Here is an 18,448-nt window from a genome sequence, read left to right on the forward strand (position 1 = left end):
TCCGGCCTACAAAGAAGCATCTTCGTAGACCGGATACGCTGTAGCCGTCTGTTTACAAACTTCCCGCCGGGCGACTGCCTCTGCCCGCAGAACTTAACGTTCTACCCGTTTGCTTACCCCCCAGACTCTCCAGACGCATCTGGAACGGTGGGAATGGCATATCGATACCGTGCTCGCGGAAACCAGCCAGTATCAGCTGATGGATCTCGTGGCGCAGCGGCATACGGTGCCCCATCTCTGCGGCATAGATACGCAGTTCGAAGATTTGAATCCCCTGCTGCAGGTCAACCAGAAAGACTTCTGGCGCCGGGTTATCGATAACCAGTGAACAGCGGTGTGCGGCAGTAAGCAGGATCTGCGTCACTTCCTCGCTGTTCGCCTCCGACGGTGCCGGGATGGTTAACACTACGCGGGTGACCGAATCTGACAACGACCAGTTGATAAACTGCTCGGTGATAAAGGCTTTGTTGGGCACGATGATCTCTTTGCGGTCCCAGTCGCTGATGGTCGTGGCGCGGGTATTAATTTTCGTCACGCTACCGGTAAGATCGCGAATTGTCACCGTGTCGCCAATGCGGATTGGTTTTTCAAACAGGATAATCAGGCCTGAAATAAAGTTGGCGAAGATTTCCTGCAAACCAAAGCCCAGACCAACACCGAGAGCCGCCACCAGCCATTGCAGTTTGGACCACTCAATACCGATCATCGAGAAGCCAACCAGACCGCCAATCAGCATTAGCAGGTACTTGGTGATAGTGGTGATGGCGTAACCGGTGCCGGGGGTTAAATCCAGATGTTGCAGCAGCGCCAGTTCCAGCAACGCGGGCAGGTTGCGTACTAATTGGGTGGTGATGATAAACACCAGAATTGCGATAAGCACTGCACCCAGCGTTATCGGCTCCAGGCTTTCCACGCCCTGCACCGTAGAGGTGACATCCCACAGCGAGATGTTTTCCAGGAAGCCAAAAGCGGAATGAATTTCTGACCACAGCACAATGACCGAGAGCAGGGCGATAAGCATCAGGATAGAACGCACCAGACGCAGCGATTGCGCGCTGATAGCATCCAGATCCACTTCGCTTTCATCAACATCAATTGTGCCTTCAAGACTGGTGGAATGCGGCGGTTCTTCTTCACCCCGCGCGCGCTGCGCAAGCATTTCGGCGCGTCGATGCTTGGCGCGATCGAAGGCCAGGCGGCGGCGCTGGATCAGCATCCAGCGGCGGATGACGTGATAAACCACCAATAACAAGAACCAAATCGCCACGGACGTTTCCAGACGTGCCAGCAACGCTTGTGACGTGGCGAGGTAGCCCACGGCTGCGGCGAGAATAGCAATCAGCGGCGCGCCCATCAGCATATTCCATAGCATGCTGTTGACCATGTTGTCGCTGTTGCCCTCTTTATCGAGGTACAGCGGTATCCCGGCGCGTTTCAGGCTCAGGGTTACAACCGCCAGCGCACCGCAAATCAGAATAAAGCACAGACGTCCCAGTGAGGCGGAGAATTCCCGATCATTGAGATTATCAAACATAATCACCGCCATGATCAGCGGGACAATCAGTCCGATGCTCATCAGGTAATAGTGCATGGCTTTCGCGACGCGGTTACGTGGCCAGCCAAAGTGGGCAATGAACAAACCGTTGGGACGCGCAAAGGTGGCGCAAATCATTACCGCCCATAGCATAGGCACCGTGGCGGTAACGCCATCGCCGATAGCAACAGCCAGCGGGTAAGGCCAGGCTTCCTGCAACCCGTAACCGAGCGTTGCCCACAGCACCGGCAACGGCGAAGCGACGAGTATTGACCAGAAAACCGTGCGTATCGTCAACCAGAAGTGGTCCTGGGTGACTTTCCCGACCCGCGCTGATGAACGCTCCAGAAAACGGGTGAAATGTTTGCGCGAAGAGAGGCTAAAGCCAACCAGCACCAATGCCGCGAAAAGCGGTAGCAGCGTTTCTTTGCTGGTCAGCATCATGATGCTGGCTTTACCCAACTGATTAAACGTATCTAATGAGATCAAACGTCGCAAATCCTGAACGATGTCGACAGGCCAGGAGAGCGAGATGGGGCTGACGTCTGACGTCCAGAACAGATAGCGGTGCGTTGCTTCGTTGACCTCTTTTAGCGCATCTTCCAGTTGGCTGTTGGAGACCTTGAGTTTGGTCAGCTCAAGGATCAGGGTATCGCCACCCTGTAACAGAGAGTTCAGCAACTCACGCTGGGTGCGTAGCTGGGCGTTGAGAATGCTGCTCTGTTCAGCAGTTAGCGGTTGTCCATCGGCCTGATGAATCTGACGCAGTTGCGGCTGTTTGTTGAGGAGATCTTCATAGCGCATACGGTGCACGCGTAGCTGCGCCATTTCGGTATCCAACTGCTGGGGTTTGGGCATTTCCGGTAAACGGGATACCTGCGCGCGCAGCGCTTCTCCCAGCATATTTGAGACCCCAAGCCATTGGGACTGCTCTCGCAGCGTATTCAATGCCTGGCGCACCTGTAATGTTTGACTGGCGGCCTGACGCTGTTGCGAGGCAACCAGGTCCATACGCTGCGCCTGCTGGTTTAAGGCCTGAGACAGTTCGCGGTTAACTTTGAACTGGTCAACAATGCCTTCCGGCAGCCCCGCGCTGTTTTCCGCCAGCAGTTCGGTGCTTTCCAGCGCTCGCTCTGCTTCACGCTGGCGCTGACTGTTGAGTTGGTTGCGCAAAGCCTGCAGGTAAGTATCAAGCTGTTGGCTCTGTTTTTCCGCAAGCTCTGAGCGCATACGTGCCAGTTCCTGGCGGTTATTGGCGGAAAGCTGCGCCAGCTCCAGTTCATCGACCAGAGCTTTGAGTTTGGCGGATTCAGCCTGCATCGCCTGATTCTGCGCGGGATTCGCGTTGGCGGCACCAATACGTCGCTCAAGCTCATTGAGCTGGCGGCGGGCATCGGTTTGCTGTTGAGGAAGCTGACTTAAGGAGTCGGCGATTTCCCGGGCGCGATCCTGCTCCTGCTGGGCTTGACGACTCTTTTCCAATAGCTGGCTGCTGACCTGGAGGATCTCCTGGTTTAACGCATCGGTGGTGAGTCCGGTTGGCACATTGCGCGGTTCATCGCGCAGGTTGCTAAGCTGCGCGCGTAATGTTGCGGACAGCTTGGGGAAGTTATCAATAACCTGTTGATATTGTTGGGCTCGCTCGAGAGATCCTTTACGCTCTTCAAGGGCATTCAGCGCGGACTGGAGCGCCTCGACGGTTTCTGGCTGAGCGGGTTTTGCCGCCTTTGCCTGCTCCAGTTCCTGGGTGAGTTGTTTGGCATCGGGGGCCGTCGCAGCGTACGCCCCCAGGCTGAGGCACCAGGCCATCAGAAAAGTGATAATCAGGCGCACAGCAGCGATTCCTATGTTTAACTTTCGTCTTTTTTGTCGTCAACCAGCGGGCTGGCATCGTGTTCTGCTTCGATCTCTTCTTTCGTTAGCGGGGCAGGTTCTGCCTCTGGCGTCACGAAAGTCTCGGTCGAGATGGCCATTGGTTGGCCAATTTTTGTCACGGAAAGGTCCTGCAACTGCTCAACCAGGTTAACTTTGCCCGGCGCGAACAGGTTGATGACGGTGGAACCGAGCTTAAAGCGACCCATTTCCTGACCTTTCAGCAGCGCCACCGATCCTTCGCTTTCGCCTTCCGGCCAGGTCCAGCGTTTAATGACGCCTTCACGCGGTGGGGTAATGGTGCCAGCCCAGGCGGTTTCAATACTGCCGACGATGGTCGCACCGACCAGAATCTGCACCATCGGACCAAATTCGGTATCAAACAAGCAGATTACGCGTTCGTTGCGTGCAAACAGGTTCGGCACGTTTTGCGCAGTCAGGATGTTTACAGAGAAGAGATCGCCCGGTACATACATCATTTCACGCAGGATACCGTTACACGGCATGTGTACACGGTGGTAATCGCGTGGAGACAAGTAAGTGGTCACAAACGTACCGTTGCGGAATTTGTCCGCCATCTGGTAGTTGCCGGCCAGCAGCGCTTCCAGGGTATAGCTGTGTCCTTTGGCCTGCAGCAGTTTGTCTTCTTCAATGTTACCTAACTGGTTAATCACACCGTCAGCAGGCATGACCAGAACGTTTGGATCGGTGTTGATCGGGCGCGCGTCATCGCGCAGCGGGCGAACAAAGAAGTCGTTAAAGGTGCGATAGCTTGCGGTGTCCGGCTTTTGTGCCTCTTTCATATCGACCTTGTAGTATTTCACGAACAGATCGATAACCAGTTTAGTTAGCCATCCAGCTCGTTTGCTTGCACCCCAACCCGCCAGGCGAGTGAGCCATAGTTTCGGCAGAATGTATTGTAGCGAAAGCTTAAATGAGTTTAACAAGGTAGCCTCCAGGCCATAATTTGTTCCCGATCCGGCATACGGGCCGGATCCTGAAAAAAGGGGGACGATTCTAGCGATGCTTAGCTTAGTTGTCAGTTGTCTGTATCAGAAAAGTTTTTACGCGTTTTTACCTGCGCCATGCTTTCCAGGATGCGGTGATAATTTTCAAACCGAGTTTCGGCTATGGCCCCTTTTTCTACAGCCTCACGGATAGCGCAGCCTGGATCGGTATCATGCTTGCAGTCGCGGTATTTGCAGTGGCCCAGGTAGTCATGGAATTCGACAAAGCCCTGCGTGATTTGTTCCGGCTCCAGATGCCACAACCCGAACTCACGAACGCCAGGGGAGTCGATCACGTCACCGCCATGCGGGAAATGATACAGACGAGAGGCCGTGGTGGTATGCTGTCCAAGGCCGGAGTTGTTGGAGACATCGTTGGTCAGGATCTCTTCCTGCAGCCCGAGAAGGTTATTAAGCAGGCTGGATTTCCCTACGCCCGACTGACCGGCAAAAATGCTGATGCGATCGGTTAATGCTTCTTCAAGTGGTTTCAGACCGTCTTTAGTGCGGCTTGATACCATCAACACGCGATAGCCAATGTGGCGATAGATATCCATCTGTTCGTTAACAAAGGCCATGCCTTCGCTATCCAGCAGATCGATCTTATTCAGTACGATAATTGGTTCAACGTGTAGTGTTTCACAGGCTACAAGATACCGGTCGATAATATTGAGTGACAGCTCGGGTAAAATGGCTGAGACAATAACGATCTGGTTGATGTTGGCGGCAATGGGTTTCACCCCGTCGTAAAAATCGGGACGTGTCAGTACTGAGGTACGCTCGTGTACCGCCTCAACGATGCCTTTGACATTCACACCTTCTGCTGCCGCTTTACCCGGGCGCCAGACGACGCGATCGCCGGTAACCAGCGAGCGAATTGTACGGCGGATATTGCAGCGGTGAATCTCGCCGTCAGCGGATTCCACGTCGGCATGCATGCCAAAACGGCTGATAACGATGCCTTCGGCGGTTTCGCCAAACAGGTTGTCGTCGTAGTCTGGCTTCTCCGTGGACGTTTTAAGACGACGCTGGTGATTGGCATTCACTCGGCGCTGTTGGCCTTTGGAGAGTTTATTCTTACTCAATCGGACTGGCTCCTGGTCGCCCATGATGGGCAAAACATTTATGATACACGCAATTTTAGACGAATATAGTCACACTGAATGTGACGCTGAAGGGTGGAAAATAGCATGAGTGCCAATGAAAACAACCTGATTTGGATCGATCTGGAGATGACAGGCCTGGATCCCGAGCGCGATCGCATTATTGAGATCGCCACGCTGGTGACGGATGCCGACCTGAATATTCTGGCTGAAGGACCGACAATTGCGGTGCACCAATCCGACGAACAACTGGCGTTAATGGATGACTGGAACGTACGTACACATACCGGTAGCGGGTTGGTGGATCGCGTGAAGGCAAGCACCATGGGAGATCGTGAAGCCGAATTGGCCACCCTGGCGTTTTTGAAAGAGTGGGTTCCAGAAGGAAAATCACCTATCTGCGGCAACAGCATCGGTCAGGATCGTCGTTTCCTGTTTAAATACATGCCGGAGCTGGAGGCGTATTTCCATTATCGCTATCTGGACGTCAGCACGCTCAAAGAGCTGGCGCGTCGCTGGAAGCCGGAAATTCTGGCTGGCTTCACCAAGCAGGGAACACATCAGGCTATGGACGATATTCGTGAATCGGTTGCCGAGCTTGCTTACTATCGCGAACATTTTATTAAGCTCTGATTTTGTTCTCCGGTGGCTTGCGTCACCGGGTTTTTGACGCTAAATTGTTCAGCTTGATTGTAAAGTAATCACTTGAACGGATTTTCGAAAAAAACGTATTCAGGGGGGTTGCAGCTAAACGGATTTCTCGTATAATGCGCCTCCCGTAACGACGCAGAAATGCGAATTACGACAGCAACAAATTTGCGGGAATAGCTCAGTTGGTAGAGCACGACCTTGCCAAGGTCGGGGTCGCGAGTTCGAGTCTCGTTTCCCGCTCCAAAATTTGAAAATGCTTGTAAAGCAAAGACACACCCAAGCGGGAATAGCTCAGTTGGTAGAGCACGACCTTGCCAAGGTCGGGGTCGCGAGTTCGAGTCTCGTTTCCCGCTCCAAAATTTGAAAGTGCTTATAAAGCACAGACCACCCAAGCGGGAATAGCTCAGTTGGTAGAGCACGACCTTGCCAAGGTCGGGGTCGCGAGTTCGAGTCTCGTTTCCCGCTCCAAATTCTTACCCCAATAAAAATATCCACAACGACTAATCGCGTTGGGGGCGTTTTTTTTCGTCATTGACATACTCTTGTAAACAGACTTATCCACAGGTCCGGGTATTGTTCCTCGAATACAAAAAACTTCGCTGGGTGAATAGTATCATTTTAACCATCTGAAATTATTGAATTAATTATCATTTCAAATTGTTAATGCGATCACTTGACGATTTTTTCCCTCTTGAATATCAATGTGTTTTTATTTTTATACACAAGCTGTGGATGACTTATGCGTCGCGCGGCAGACCCTTTTCAATGACCCTGACCAAACGTAGTTTCTTCGGTAACTGCACCTCAACTACGCTGGCATTCCGCTTCTCAATTTGCTGAGCAATCGCCCAGTCTATGTGTTCGTCGAGAAGTGGGTGCTCACTTCTTCGACTTTCCAGCGCGTGAATAACCGCTTCATCCCATGGGGCATTACCCAACGCAACGGCGATATTTCGCAGCCAGCGCAGGTGGCCAATACGGCGAATGGCAGAACCTTCCGTGACTTTTAAAAACCACGCTTCGCTCCAGCTAAACAGTTCAATTAACTCCGGGGCATGAAGTTGCTTGCGGGGGGAGAAGTCATCCTCTGTCGTCAACTGCGAATAGCGGTTCCACGGGCAGATGAGCTGACAATCATCGCAGCCATAAATTCGATTCCCCAGCAGAGGACGAAATTCTTCCGGGATCGCGCCTTCCAGTTCGATAGTGAGATACGAGATACAGCGGCGCGCATCTACCGTATAGGGTTCAACGATGGCCCCGGTTGGGCAGATGGTCATACATGCAACGCACTTCCCGCAGCCTTCTTCGACTGGCTCATCGACCGGCAGGGGTACGTCGATCAGTAATTCCCCGAGGAAGAAAAATGAACCTGCTTCACGATTGAGGATAAGTGAGTGCTTACCTGTCCAGCCAAGCCCGGCTTTTTCCGCCAAAGGACGCTCAAGAATGGGCGCGGAATCGACAAAAGGTCTAAAATTCAGCGAAGCGCAGTGCTGTTGGATCTTCTCCCCCAGCTTTTTTAAGCGGTTACGCAGTAGCTTATGGTAGTCGCGTCCAAGCGCGTAACGGCTGACATAACCGAGTGAGGGATTTTTCAACGTGCCGGCAAAGGCTGCATTAGCAGGAAGATAGTTCATACGTACGCTGATGACGCGTAGAGTACCGGGTAACAATTCGTGAGGTCGGGCGCGCATCATGCCGTGACGGGCCATCCAGTCCATCTCGCCGTGGTATTGTTTATCCAGCCAGGCCTGCAGTTTGGGTTCCGCTTCGCTGAGGTCGGTATCGGCAATACCGACCTGCTGAAAGCCAAGCTCCAGCCCCCACTGCTTAATATTTTGCGCTAACTGATTGAGATCGAGGGGCTCTGACATGACGGACCATACAATGAAGAAAAACCCCACAAGTATACCACACTCCATCTGGCACGCCGATGACATCAGGCGGATGGAGCGAGAGGCAGCAGACAGTTTAGGGCTGACGTTGTATGAGCTGATGCAACGAGCGGGAGAGGCGGCGTTTCAGGTCACACGCAAGGCATATCCGAATGCCCAACACTGGCTGGTGCTCTGCGGTCATGGCAACAACGGCGGTGATGGTTACGTGGTGGCAAGGCTTGCCAAAGCGCAGGGTTTTAATGTTACGTTGCTGGCGCACGAGAGTGATAAACCGCTCCCCGAGGAAGCACAGCAGGCGCACGACGCCTGGCTTAACGCTGGTGGCGTGATTCATGCTGCTGATATTAACTGGCCAGACAGCGTGGACGTCATTATTGATGCGCTGTCAGGTACTGGCTTAAAAAACGCGCCGCGTGAACCTCTCCCGGCGTTGATCGAACGTGCCAATAGCCACCCAGCCCCTACAATTGCAATCGACATTCCCTCCGGCCTGCTTGCGCAGACGGGGGCGACGCCGGGGGCAGTCATCCACGCTGCGCATACCGTTACCTTTATTGCGCTCAAGCCAGGTCTGCTCACCGGTAAAGCACGCGATGTCACCGGACGTCTGCATGTTAACGCACTCGGGCTGGACGACTGGCTGGCGGGGCAGAACGCGCCGCTGCAACGTTTTGATGCTCAACAGCTTGCGCACTGGCTAACGCCGCGTCGGCCCACCTCACACAAAGGCTCCCACGGTCGGCTGGTGATTATCGGCGGCGACCACGGCACGGCAGGTGCAATACGTATGGCCGGTGAAGCGGCGTTGCGTGCGGGAGCCGGGCTGGTCAAAGTATTGACGCGCAGTGAGAACATTGCGCCTGTTCTGACTGCCAGACCGGAACTGATGGTCGATGCGCTGACGCCGCAGACTCTGGAAGAGAGCCTGGCATGGGCGGATGTGGTGGTGATCGGACCAGGGCTTGGTCAGCAGGAGTGGGGCAAAAAAGCGCTGCAAAAAGTAGAGAATTTTCGCAAACCGATGCTCTGGGATGCGGATGCGCTGAACCTGCTGGCAATCAATCCCGATAAACGTCACAATCGCGTGATCACGCCGCATCCTGGCGAAGCCGCGCGGCTGCTGGGCTGTTCCATTGCAGAAATTGAAGACGATCGCTTACTTTGTGCGCAACGTCTGGTAAAACGGTACGGAGGCGTGGTTGTGCTGAAAGGCGCGGGTACAGTTGTTGCTGCTGAACAGACTGAGTTAGGTATTATTGATACTGGCAATGTAGGGATGGCCAGCGGCGGAATGGGGGATGTGCTTTCAGGTATTATTGGCGCATTGCTCGGACAGAAGCTTACCCCGTATGATGCAGCATGTGCGGGATGTGTTGCGCACGGAGCGGCGGCGGATGTGCTGGCGGCGCGTTTTGGTACGCGCGGCATGCTGGCGACAGATCTCTTTACCACGCTACAGCGTATTGTTAACCCTGATGTGATTGACGTTTATCATGATGAATCGAGTAATTCCACTACCTGATGAGCAGGCGACTTTAGACCTGGGACTGCGGGTAGCCAAAGCCTGTGACGGCGCGACGGTTATATATTTGTACGGCGATCTGGGGGCGGGTAAAACCACTTTCAGCCGGGGATTCCTGCAGGCGTTAGGCCACAAAGGTAATGTAAAAAGCCCCACCTACACGCTGGTTGAACCCTATTCACTCGATAACTTGATGGTATATCACTTCGATCTGTACCGACTTGCGGACCCGGAGGAGCTGGAATTTATGGGGATCCGCGATTATTTTGCCAATGATGCCATCTGCCTGGTGGAATGGCCGCAACAAGGTAAAGGTGTGTTGCCAGACCCGGACGTCGAAATACACATTGAATATCAGGCGCAAGGTCGAGAGGCGCGCGTAAGCGCAATCTCCTCATCGGGTGAATTATTGCTGGCGCGTTTAGCCGAATAACCTTAAGGGTGGCGGGATGATTTATTGCATCAGAAACTGGCTGATGGCAACCCTGGTCCTGCTGTGCACGCAGACAGGGGCCGCCAGCCTCTCCGATCTTCAGGTTTCCAATGGCGATCAACAGGCGCGGATCACGCTGAGCTTTATTGGCGATCCTGAATACGCCGTGACCCAGGACGGGAAACGCACCGTCGCGTTTGATATTAAACAAACTGGTGTGATTCAGGGTTTACCACTGCTGTTTAGCGGCAATAATCTGGTGAAATCTATCCGTTCCGGCACGCCAAAAGATGCGCAGTCTCTGCGCCTGGTAGTGGATTTAACCGAGAACGGCAAAGCTGAAGCCGTTAAACGTCAGAACGGTGGCAATTATACCGTTGTGTTTACCATCAAAGCAGATGCGCCGCCGCCTCCACCTCCAGTGGTTGCTAAGCGTGTTGAAACGCCGGTTGTCGCCCCTCGTCCTGCCGAGCCTGCGCGTAACCCGTTTAAAGCGGAAAACGATCGCACCACGATGGTGACCAACAGTAATACCTCCACACGACCTGCGGCGCGCGCCAGCACCAGCAGCAGTGAAAAAGTGGTTATTGCCATTGATGCAGGGCACGGTGGGCAGGATCCGGGGGCGATTGGCCCTGGCGGTACGCGTGAGAAAAACGTCACGATTGCCGTGGCGCGCAAACTGCGTAGTTTGCTCAATGATGACCCGATGTTTAAAGGCGTACTCACCCGTGATGGCGATTACTTTATCTCGGTGATGGGGCGTTCAGACGTCGCGCGTAAACAAAATGCCAATTTCCTGGTCTCTATTCATGCGGATGCCGCGCCAAACCGGGATGCCACCGGCGCTTCCGTTTGGGTTCTGTCAAACCGTCGGGCAAACAGCGAGATGGCCGGCTGGCTGGAACAGCATGAGAAGCAATCAGAGCTTTTGGGCGGCGCGGGCGATGTGCTGGCAAACAGTCAGTCCGATCCTTATCTCAGTCAGGCCGTGCTGGATCTGCAATTCGGCCATTCGCAACGTGTCGGGTATGATGTGGCGACCAGCATGATCGGCCAGTTAGAACGTATTGGCTCGATGCATAAGCGTCGTCCTGAACATGCCAGTCTGGGGGTATTACGTTCGCCTGATATCCCGTCAGTGCTGGTTGAAACCGGCTTTATCAGTAACAACAGCGAAGAGCGTCTGTTGGCGAGTGATGATTATCAGCAGCAGCTGGCCGAGGCGATTTACAAAGGATTGCGTAACTATTTCCAGGCGCACCCAATGCAAACTGGGCCGCAGGGCGCACAGGCGCAAACCGCCAGTGCTGTATCGCCTGGTAACACGTTAACAAATTAAGGATTAGCCATGCCGATTCAGGTTCTACCGCCACAGCTGGCGAACCAGATTGCCGCAGGCGAGGTGGTAGAACGGCCTGCGTCAGTGGTGAAAGAGCTGGTGGAAAACAGCATTGATGCTGGTGCGACGCGCATTGATATTGATATAGAGCGCGGTGGTGCGAAGCTTATCCGTATTCGTGACAACGGCTGCGGGATTAAAAAAGACGAGTTGGCGTTAGCGCTGGCGCGCCATGCCACCAGTAAAATTGCCTCGCTTGACGATCTCGAGGCCATCGTGAGCCTCGGATTTCGCGGCGAAGCGCTGGCCAGTATCAGCTCCGTCTCTCGTTTAACCCTGACGTCGCGCACACAAGAGCAGCCTGAGGCCTGGCAAGCCTATGCTGAAGGGCGCGACATGGATGTGACAGTAAAACCTGCTGCGCATCCAGTGGGAACCACACTGGAGGTGTTAGATCTGTTCTACAACACCCCGGCGCGGCGCAAGTTTATGCGTACCGAAAAAACCGAATTTAATCATATTGATGAGATTATTCGTCGCATTGCGCTGGCACGTTTTGATGTGACGATTAATTTGTCACACAACGGTAAAGTGGTACGCCAGTACCGTGCAGTGGCTGCTGATGGACAGAAAGAGCGCCGACTGGGCGCGATTTGCGGCACGCCGTTTCTGGAACATGCGCTGGCGATTGAATGGCAGCATGGCGATTTAACGTTGTGCGGCTGGGTGGCCGATCCTAACCACACAACGGCAGCGCTGGCGGAAATCCAGTACTGCTATGTGAATGGCCGGATGATGCGCGATCGGCTGATCAACCATGCTATTCGTCAGGCCTGTGAAGATAAGCTGGGAGCCGATCAGCAACCCGCTTTTGTGTTGTATCTGGAAATCGACCCGCATCAGGTGGATGTTAACGTACATCCGGCCAAACATGAGGTCCGTTTTCATCAGTCCCGCCTGGTGCACGATTTTATTTATCAGGGCGTGTTGAGTGTTCTGCAACAGCAGCTTGAAACGTCGCTGCCGTTGGCTGATGACGATGAACCCGCCCCAAGGCACATTCCTGAAAACCGCGTTGCCGCCGGACGTAACCATTTTGCCGAACCGGCTCCCGTGCGTGAACCTGCGACACCGCGTTACTCCGCGTCCGCTGGTGGCGCAGGCCGTCAGGCGGCTAGCTGGCCTCATGCCCAACCTGGATATCAAAAGCAGCAGGGTGAAATTTATCAGCAACTGCTGCAGACGCCGGCTCCGCCGCGTAAAACGCCGGTCTCTGAAACACCATCGGCACCGCTGACCGGCAGCGCTCAGGGCTTTGGACGGGTGCTAACGATTGTCGGCGCAGACTGCGCGTTACTCGAATGCGATGGTCATATTCGGTTGCTGGCATTACCGGTGGCGGAACGTTGGCTGCGTCAGGCGCAGTTAACGCCAGACCAGGGGACCGTTTGCGCCCAGCCGTTGCTGATCCCTTTACGTTTAAAAGTCACCGCCGATGAAAAAGCGGCGCTGCAAAAAGGGCAGGGCCAACTGGCTGAGCTGGGCATTGAATTTCAACTGGATGCACAGCATGTGACCATCCGGGCGGTGCCTTTACCCTTACGCCAACAAAATTTACAAATCTTGATTCCTGAACTGATAGGCTACCTGGCGCAGCAGTCCGTATTCGAACCGGGCAATATTGCACAGTGGATTGCACGTAACCTGATGAGCGAGCATCCTCAGTGGAGCATGGCTCAGGCGATTACGCTGTTAGCGGATGTTGAGCGGCTTTGCCCACAACTCGTGAAGGCGCCGCCGGGTGGTCTGTTACAACCCGTTGATTTACATTCGGTAATGAATGCCCTGAAACATGAGTGATACCCGTAAGGCGAGCCTGCCAAAGGCGATTTTTTTGATGGGGCCAACGGCCTCTGGTAAAACGGCACTGGCAATTGAATTGCGTAAAGTTTTACCCATAGAGTTGATAAGCGTTGATTCCGCCCTTATTTACAAAGGGATGGATATCGGCACAGCCAAGCCTGATGCAGATGAATTACAGGCTGCGCCGCACCGATTGCTGGATATTCGCGATCCGTCGCAAGCATATTCTGCGGCGGATTTTCGCCGCGATGCGTTAGCCGAGATGGCCGATATTACCGCTGCGGGGCGTATCCCGCTGCTGGTGGGCGGTACAATGTTATATTTTAAAGCCTTGCTTGAAGGGCTGTCGCCGTTACCGTCGGCGGACCCGGAAGTCAGGGCCAGAATTGAGCAGCAGGCTGCAGAGCTTGGGTGGGACGCGTTGCACCGACAGCTTCAGGAAATCGATCCAGTGGCAGCGGCGCGTATTCATCCAAATGATCCGCAAAGACTTTCCCGGGCACTGGAAGTTTTTTTCATTTCGGGTAAAACTTTAACGGAGCTGACGCAAACGTCAGGAGATGCTTTGCCGTATCAGGTGCATCAGTTTGCAATCGCCCCGGCGAGCCGTGAACTGCTCCATCAGCGAATTGAGCAGCGTTTTCATCAGATGTTAGCTTCAGGTTTTGAAGCAGAAGTCCGGGCGCTTTTTGCCCGAGGAGATTTGCATACGGATTTGCCTTCCATTCGTTGTGTAGGGTATCGCCAGATGTGGTCATACATTGAAGGCGAAATTTCATACGATGAAATGGTTTATAGAGGTGTTTGCGCCACGAGGCAGTTGGCGAAGCGACAGATAACCTGGTTGCGTGGTTGGGAAGGCGTGCACTGGCTTGACAGTGAAAAGCCTGACCAGGCGCGAAACGAAGTATTACAGGTTGTTGGTGCTATCGCGAACTGAATGTGTACAATTGAAACGTATCGTGCGCAATTTTTCAGAATCGAAAGGTTCAAAGTACAAATAAGCATATAAGGAAAAGAGAGAATGGCTAAGGGGCAATCTTTACAAGATCCGTTCCTGAACGCACTGCGTCGGGAACGTGTTCCAGTTTCTATTTATTTGGTGAATGGTATTAAGCTGCAAGGTCAAATCGAGTCTTTTGATCAGTTCGTGATCCTGTTGAAAAACACGGTCAGCCAGATGGTTTATAAGCACGCGATTTCTACTGTTGTCCCGTCTCGCCCGGTTTCTCATCACAGCAATAATGCCACCGGCGGCACTGGCAGCAACTACCATCACGGTAGCAACGCGCAAGGTTCATCTGCGCAACAGGACAGCGAAGAAACCGAATAAGGTTGTCTGCTGTTTTACACACGGGGAGCCAGCGATCCTGCGTTCCCCGTTGATACATATTAAGGGGTTGACGCTTGTTTGACCGTTATGATGCCGGTGAGCAGGCGGTACTGGTACACATCTATTTTTCGCAAGACAAAGATATGGAAGACCTCCAGGAGTTTGAATCTCTGGTTTCTTCCGCCGGTGTCGAAGCAATGCAGGTGATTACCGGGAGCCGTAAAGCACCGCACCCGAAGTATTTTGTTGGTGAAGGTAAGGCAATCGAAATTGCCGAAGCCGTAAAAGCGACTGGCGCTGCGGTGGTGATTTTTGATCATGCTCTAAGCCCCGCCCAGGAACGTAACCTGGAACAGTTGTGCCAGTGTCTTGTTATCGACAGGACAGGCCTTATTTTAGATATTTTTGCCCAGCGTGCGCGCACCCATGAGGGTAAGTTGCAGGTTGAGCTGGCGCAGTTGCGCCATATGGCTACGCGTCTGGTCCGTGGCTGGACCCACCTTGAAAGGCAAAAAGGCGGGATTGGTTTGCGCGGTCCGGGTGAAACCCAGCTCGAAACCGACCGTCGTTTGCTGCGTAATCGCATTTTGCAAATACAGTCGCGCCTGGAAAAAGTTGAAAAGCAACGTGAGCAGGGGCGACAGTCGCGCAAGAAAGCGGATGTCCCAACCGTATCACTGGTGGGATATACCAACGCCGGAAAATCCACCCTGTTCAACCAGATTACCGAAGCCCGGGTTTACGCAGCGGATCAGCTGTTTGCAACTCTGGACCCGACGCTGCGCCGAATAGACGTAGCGGACGTCGGTGAAACTGTGCTGGCGGATACCGTAGGGTTTATCCGTCATTTACCGCACGACCTGGTGGCGGCGTTTAAAGCCACCCTGCAGGAAACACGTCAGGCGACATTGCTGCTGCACGTTATTGATGCAGCAGATTTTCGTGTGCAGGAAAACATCGAGGCCGTCGACACGGTGCTCGAAGAGATCGATGCTCACGAGATCCCGACCCTGCTGGTGATGAATAAAATCGATATGCTGGAAGATTTTGAGCCGCGTATCGACAGAGATGAAGAAAATAAACCGATTCGCGTTTGGGTTTCAGCGCAAACGGGAATCGGTATACCACAGCTTTTTCAGGCTTTGACTGAGCGACTTTCCGGTGAGGTGGCGCAGCATACGTTGCGTTTGCCGCCGCAGGAAGGGCGTCTGAGAAGCCGGTTTTATCAACTTCAGGCAATAGAAAAAGAGTGGATGGAGGAGGACGGCAGCGTAGGTCTGCAGGTTCGTATGCCGATCGTAGACTGGCGTCGCCTCTGTAAACAAGAACCGGCACTGGAAGACTATGTTGTCTGATCTGACGGATATGGCCTGAAGATTTTTTCGCCTCTATACCTTGTGGATTTTGTGCGGCAGGAAGGCGGCAAGTCCTGAAATCTCCAGCAGCATAGTCAACTATGTGACTGGAGTTGAGGGACGTAGCCAACGCATCGGCAGCGCAAAAGACGCAGGTATAGCATCGCATAACAAATATGGAGCACAAAAATGGCGTGGAATCAGCCCGGTAATAACGGACAAGACCGCGACCCGTGGGGAAGCAGCAAACCTGGCGGCAACTCTGAGGGAAATGGAAACAAAGGTGGTCGCGATCAGGGACCTCCCGATCTGGATGATATCTTCCGCAAACTGAGCAAAAAGCTCGGTGGTCTGGGTGGCGGTAAAGGTACTGGTTCTGGCGGCGGTAGTTCATCGCAAGGCCCGCGTCCTCAATTGGGCGGTCGGGTCTTTGCTATCGCAGCGGCAGCTATCGTCATTATCTGGGCGGCCAGCGGTTTCTACACCATTAAAGAAGCGGAACGCGGCGTGGTGACACGCTTCGGTAAATTCAGCCATTTGGTTGAGCCGGGTCTGAACTGGAAACCGACCTTTATCGATGAAGTGACCCCGGTTAACGTTGAAGCCGTGCGTGAACTTGCCGCATCCGGCGTCATGCTGACCTCTGACGAAAACGTCGTACGCGTTGAAATGAACGTGCAGTATCGTGTGACCGATCCGCAGCGTTACCTGTTTAGCGTAACCAGCGCGGATGACAGCCTGCGTCAGGCAACCGACAGCGCCCTGCGTGGTGTTATCGGTAAATACACTATGGACCGTATCCTGACTGAAGGCCGTACCGTTATTCGTAGCGATACCCAGCGTGAACTGGAAGAAACGATCCGCCCGTACAACATGGGTATCACCTTGCTGGACGTCAACTTCCAGGCAGCACGTCCGCCGGAAGAAGTAAAAGCCGCGTTTGACGATGCTATCGCAGCACGTGAAAACGAACAGCAGTACATTCGTGAAGCAGAAGCGTACACCAACGAAGTGCAGCCGCGTGCAAACGGTCAGGCGCAGCGTATTCTGGAAGAAGCGCGAGCTTACAAAACGCAAACCATCCTGGAAGCACAGGGTGAAGTGGCTCGTTTCGCAAAAATTCTGCCGGAATATAAAGCCGCGCCGCAAATTACCCGCGAGCGTCTGTATATCGAGACCATGGAAAAAGTGTTGAGCAATACCCGCAAAGTCCTGGTTAACGATAAAGGCAGCAATCTGATGGTTCTACCGCTGGATCAAATGCTGAAGGGCGGCAGTGCGCCGGCAGCAAAGACTGACAGCAGTTCAAACCTGCTGCGTCTGCCGCCAGCAGCGACTTCCAGTACTGGAGCAAGCAATACTTCGTCCACCAGTCAGGGCGATATTATGGACCAACGCCGCGCGAATGCGCAGCGTAACGACTACCAGCGTCAGGGGGAATAACGATGCGTAAGTCAGTTATTGCGATTATCATCATCGTTCTGGTAGTTCTGTTCATGTCTGTCTTTGTGGTCAAAGAAGGCGAGCGCGGTATTACTCTGCGCTTTGGTAAAGTACTGCGTGACGATGAAAACAAGCCGCTGGTTGTTGCACCAGGCCTGCACTTCAAGATTCCGTTTATTGAATCAGTGAAGATGCTGGATGCGCGTATTCAGACCATGGACAACCAGGCCGATCGCTTTGTCACCAAAGAGAAGAAAGACCTGATCGTTGACTCCTACATTAAGTGGCGTATCAGTGACTTTAGCCGTTACTACCTGGCAACGGGCGGTGGCGATGTTTCTCAGGCAGAAGTCCTGCTGAAACGTAAGTTCTCTGACCGTCTGCGTTCTGAAATTGGTCGTCTGGATGTGAAAGACATCGTTACCGACTCCCGCGGTCGTCTGACCCTGGAAGTGCGTGACGCGCTGAACTCCGGTTCTGCTGGCACGGAAGATGAAGTCGCGACGCCGGCGGCGGACAGCGCAATTGCCGAAGCGGCTGAGCGTGTTCAGGCTGAAACGAAAGGTAAAGTACCGGTCATCAACCCGAACAGTATGGCGGCATTGGGGATTGAAGTGGTTGACGTGCGTATTAAGCAAATCAACCTGCCTGCTGAAGTGTCCGAGGCTATCTACAACCGTATGCGCGCTGAGCGTGAAGCGGTAGCGCGTCGCCATCGTTCACAAGGTCAGGAAGAAGCGGAAAAACTGCGCGCGACGGCAGACTATGAAGTCACCAAAACGCTGGCAGAATCTGAGCGCCAGGGCCGCATAATGCGCGGTGAGGGCGATGCAGAAGCCGCTAAATTGTTTGCCGATGCGTTCAGCCAGGATCCTGACTTCTACGCCTTCATCCGTAGCCTGCGTGCGTACGAGAAGAGCTTCGAAGGTAATCAGGACGTGATGGTCATGAGCCCGGACAGCGATTTCTTCCGCTACATGAAGACGCCGAATACCGCGACACGCTAATAGCGTTCCAGCGGTTTAAAAACCAGCAAAACCACCGGCATCCCCAGGATGCGGTGGTTTTCTTTTTATAAAAGGACGATGG

14 protein-coding genes and 3 tRNA genes are annotated in these 18,448 nt (G+C 53.7%); 13 read left to right on the forward strand and 4 right to left on the reverse strand.

The window, feature by feature from the left end; genetic code table 11:
* Positions 1–52: 52 nt before the first annotated feature.
* The 3 genes from mscM to rsgA form a co-directional block, all read right to left on the reverse strand.
* Entirely contained in the window at positions 53–3,367 is a 3,315-nt protein-coding gene (gene mscM / locus On2M_RS02880; RefSeq protein WP_151217329.1) for a miniconductance mechanosensitive channel MscM, read from the reverse strand.
* A gap of 17 nt (positions 3,368–3,384) precedes the next feature.
* Positions 3,385–4,353 carry an archaetidylserine decarboxylase gene (gene asd, locus On2M_RS02885; protein ID WP_151217331.1) on the reverse strand — a complete coding sequence of 323 codons (969 nt, stop codon included), beginning with the start codon at positions 4,351–4,353 and terminating at the stop codon, positions 3,385–3,387.
* A gap of 92 nt (positions 4,354–4,445) precedes the next feature.
* Positions 4,446–5,498: a small ribosomal subunit biogenesis GTPase RsgA gene (gene rsgA / locus On2M_RS02890; protein ID WP_210904345.1), complete on the reverse strand. Its 1,053-nt coding sequence runs from the start codon at positions 5,496–5,498 to the stop codon at positions 4,446–4,448.
* A gap of 105 nt (positions 5,499–5,603) precedes the next feature.
* On the opposite strand from rsgA, the gene orn reads away from it, so the two are divergent.
* From orn to On2M_RS02910, 4 genes are all read left to right on the forward strand, one after another.
* Positions 5,604–6,149 carry an oligoribonuclease gene (orn, locus tag On2M_RS02895; protein ID WP_151217332.1) on the forward strand — a complete coding sequence of 182 codons (546 nt, stop codon included), beginning with the start codon at positions 5,604–5,606 and terminating at the stop codon, positions 6,147–6,149.
* Between the two features lie 185 nt (positions 6,150–6,334).
* Positions 6,335–6,410, forward strand: a tRNA-Gly gene (locus On2M_RS02900).
* Between the two features lie 37 nt (positions 6,411–6,447).
* Positions 6,448–6,523: transfer RNA gene (locus On2M_RS02905), tRNA-Gly, on the forward strand.
* 36 nt (positions 6,524–6,559) lie between these two features.
* A tRNA-Gly gene (locus tag On2M_RS02910) sits at positions 6,560–6,635 on the forward strand.
* Positions 6,636–6,904: 269 nt separating this feature from the next.
* Here On2M_RS02910 and queG read toward each other — a convergent pair.
* Positions 6,905–8,044: a tRNA epoxyqueuosine(34) reductase QueG gene (queG, locus tag On2M_RS02915; RefSeq protein WP_151224458.1), complete on the reverse strand. Its 1,140-nt coding sequence runs from the start codon at positions 8,042–8,044 to the stop codon at positions 6,905–6,907.
* Between queG and nnr the strand changes: the two genes are divergently transcribed.
* From nnr to hflC, 9 genes are all read left to right on the forward strand, one after another.
* Entirely contained in the window at positions 8,043–9,590 is a 1,548-nt protein-coding gene (gene nnr / locus On2M_RS02920) for a bifunctional ADP-dependent NAD(P)H-hydrate dehydratase/NAD(P)H-hydrate epimerase (protein WP_210904346.1), read from the forward strand. The genes queG and nnr overlap by 2 nt on opposite strands.
* On the forward strand, positions 9,562–10,023 hold the full coding sequence (gene tsaE / locus On2M_RS02925) for a tRNA (adenosine(37)-N6)-threonylcarbamoyltransferase complex ATPase subunit type 1 TsaE (protein WP_210904347.1): 462 nt from the start codon (positions 9,562–9,564) through the stop codon (positions 10,021–10,023). Before nnr ends, tsaE begins: the two co-directional genes overlap by 29 nt.
* Before the next feature lie 16 nt (positions 10,024–10,039).
* Positions 10,040–11,365: an N-acetylmuramoyl-L-alanine amidase AmiB gene (gene amiB / locus On2M_RS02930; protein WP_210904348.1), complete on the forward strand. Its 1,326-nt coding sequence runs from the start codon at positions 10,040–10,042 to the stop codon at positions 11,363–11,365.
* A gap of 9 nt (positions 11,366–11,374) precedes the next feature.
* Complete coding sequence (gene mutL / locus On2M_RS02935) at positions 11,375–13,225, forward strand: DNA mismatch repair endonuclease MutL (RefSeq protein WP_210904349.1); 1,851 nt, start codon at positions 11,375–11,377, stop codon at positions 13,223–13,225.
* A complete protein-coding gene (miaA, locus tag On2M_RS02940; protein WP_151217341.1) occupies positions 13,218–14,168 on the forward strand; it encodes a tRNA (adenosine(37)-N6)-dimethylallyltransferase MiaA in 951 nt (316 codons plus the stop codon). Before mutL ends, miaA begins: the two co-directional genes overlap by 8 nt.
* An 84-nt stretch (positions 14,169–14,252) precedes the next feature.
* Positions 14,253–14,561, forward strand: a complete 309-nt coding sequence (hfq, locus tag On2M_RS02945; RefSeq protein ID WP_003025584.1) for an RNA chaperone Hfq — start codon at positions 14,253–14,255, stop codon at positions 14,559–14,561.
* Positions 14,562–14,635: 74 nt separating this feature from the next.
* On the forward strand, positions 14,636–15,916 hold the full coding sequence (hflX, locus tag On2M_RS02950) for a ribosome rescue GTPase HflX (protein WP_151217343.1): 1,281 nt from the start codon (positions 14,636–14,638) through the stop codon (positions 15,914–15,916).
* Between the two features lie 189 nt (positions 15,917–16,105).
* Positions 16,106–17,359, forward strand: coding sequence for an FtsH protease activity modulator HflK (gene hflK / locus On2M_RS02955; RefSeq protein WP_151217345.1), 1,254 nt, complete (start codon positions 16,106–16,108; stop codon positions 17,357–17,359).
* A gap of 2 nt (positions 17,360–17,361) precedes the next feature.
* Positions 17,362–18,366, forward strand: coding sequence for a protease modulator HflC (gene hflC / locus On2M_RS02960; RefSeq protein WP_151217347.1), 1,005 nt, complete (start codon positions 17,362–17,364; stop codon positions 18,364–18,366).
* Positions 18,367–18,448: the final 82 nt, after the last annotated feature.

This window comes from Citrobacter sp. On2M (assembly GCF_018035235.1).
Taxonomy (GTDB): Bacteria; Pseudomonadota; Gammaproteobacteria; order Enterobacterales; family Enterobacteriaceae; genus Citrobacter; species Citrobacter meridianamericanus.

Coding starts and splice junctions, on each gene's coding strand:
- hflK (WP_151217345.1), top strand. CDS start 16,106: ATGGCGTGGAATCAGCCCGGTAATAACGGACAAGACCGCGACCCGTGG.
- mutL (WP_210904349.1), top strand. CDS start 11,375: ATGCCGATTCAGGTTCTACCGCCACAGCTGGCGAACCAGATTGCCGCA.
- amiB (WP_210904348.1), top strand. CDS start 10,040: ATGATTTATTGCATCAGAAACTGGCTGATGGCAACCCTGGTCCTGCTG.
- orn (WP_151217332.1), top strand. CDS start 5,604: ATGAGTGCCAATGAAAACAACCTGATTTGGATCGATCTGGAGATGACA.
- hfq (WP_003025584.1), top strand. CDS start 14,253: ATGGCTAAGGGGCAATCTTTACAAGATCCGTTCCTGAACGCACTGCGT.
- miaA (WP_151217341.1), top strand. CDS start 13,218: ATGAGTGATACCCGTAAGGCGAGCCTGCCAAAGGCGATTTTTTTGATG.
- tsaE (WP_210904347.1), top strand. CDS start 9,562: ATGATGAATCGAGTAATTCCACTACCTGATGAGCAGGCGACTTTAGAC.
- queG (WP_151224458.1), bottom strand. CDS start 8,044: ATGTCAGAGCCCCTCGATCTCAATCAGTTAGCGCAAAATATTAAGCAG.
- hflC (WP_151217347.1), top strand. CDS start 17,362: ATGCGTAAGTCAGTTATTGCGATTATCATCATCGTTCTGGTAGTTCTG.
- nnr (WP_210904346.1), top strand. CDS start 8,043: ATGACGGACCATACAATGAAGAAAAACCCCACAAGTATACCACACTCC.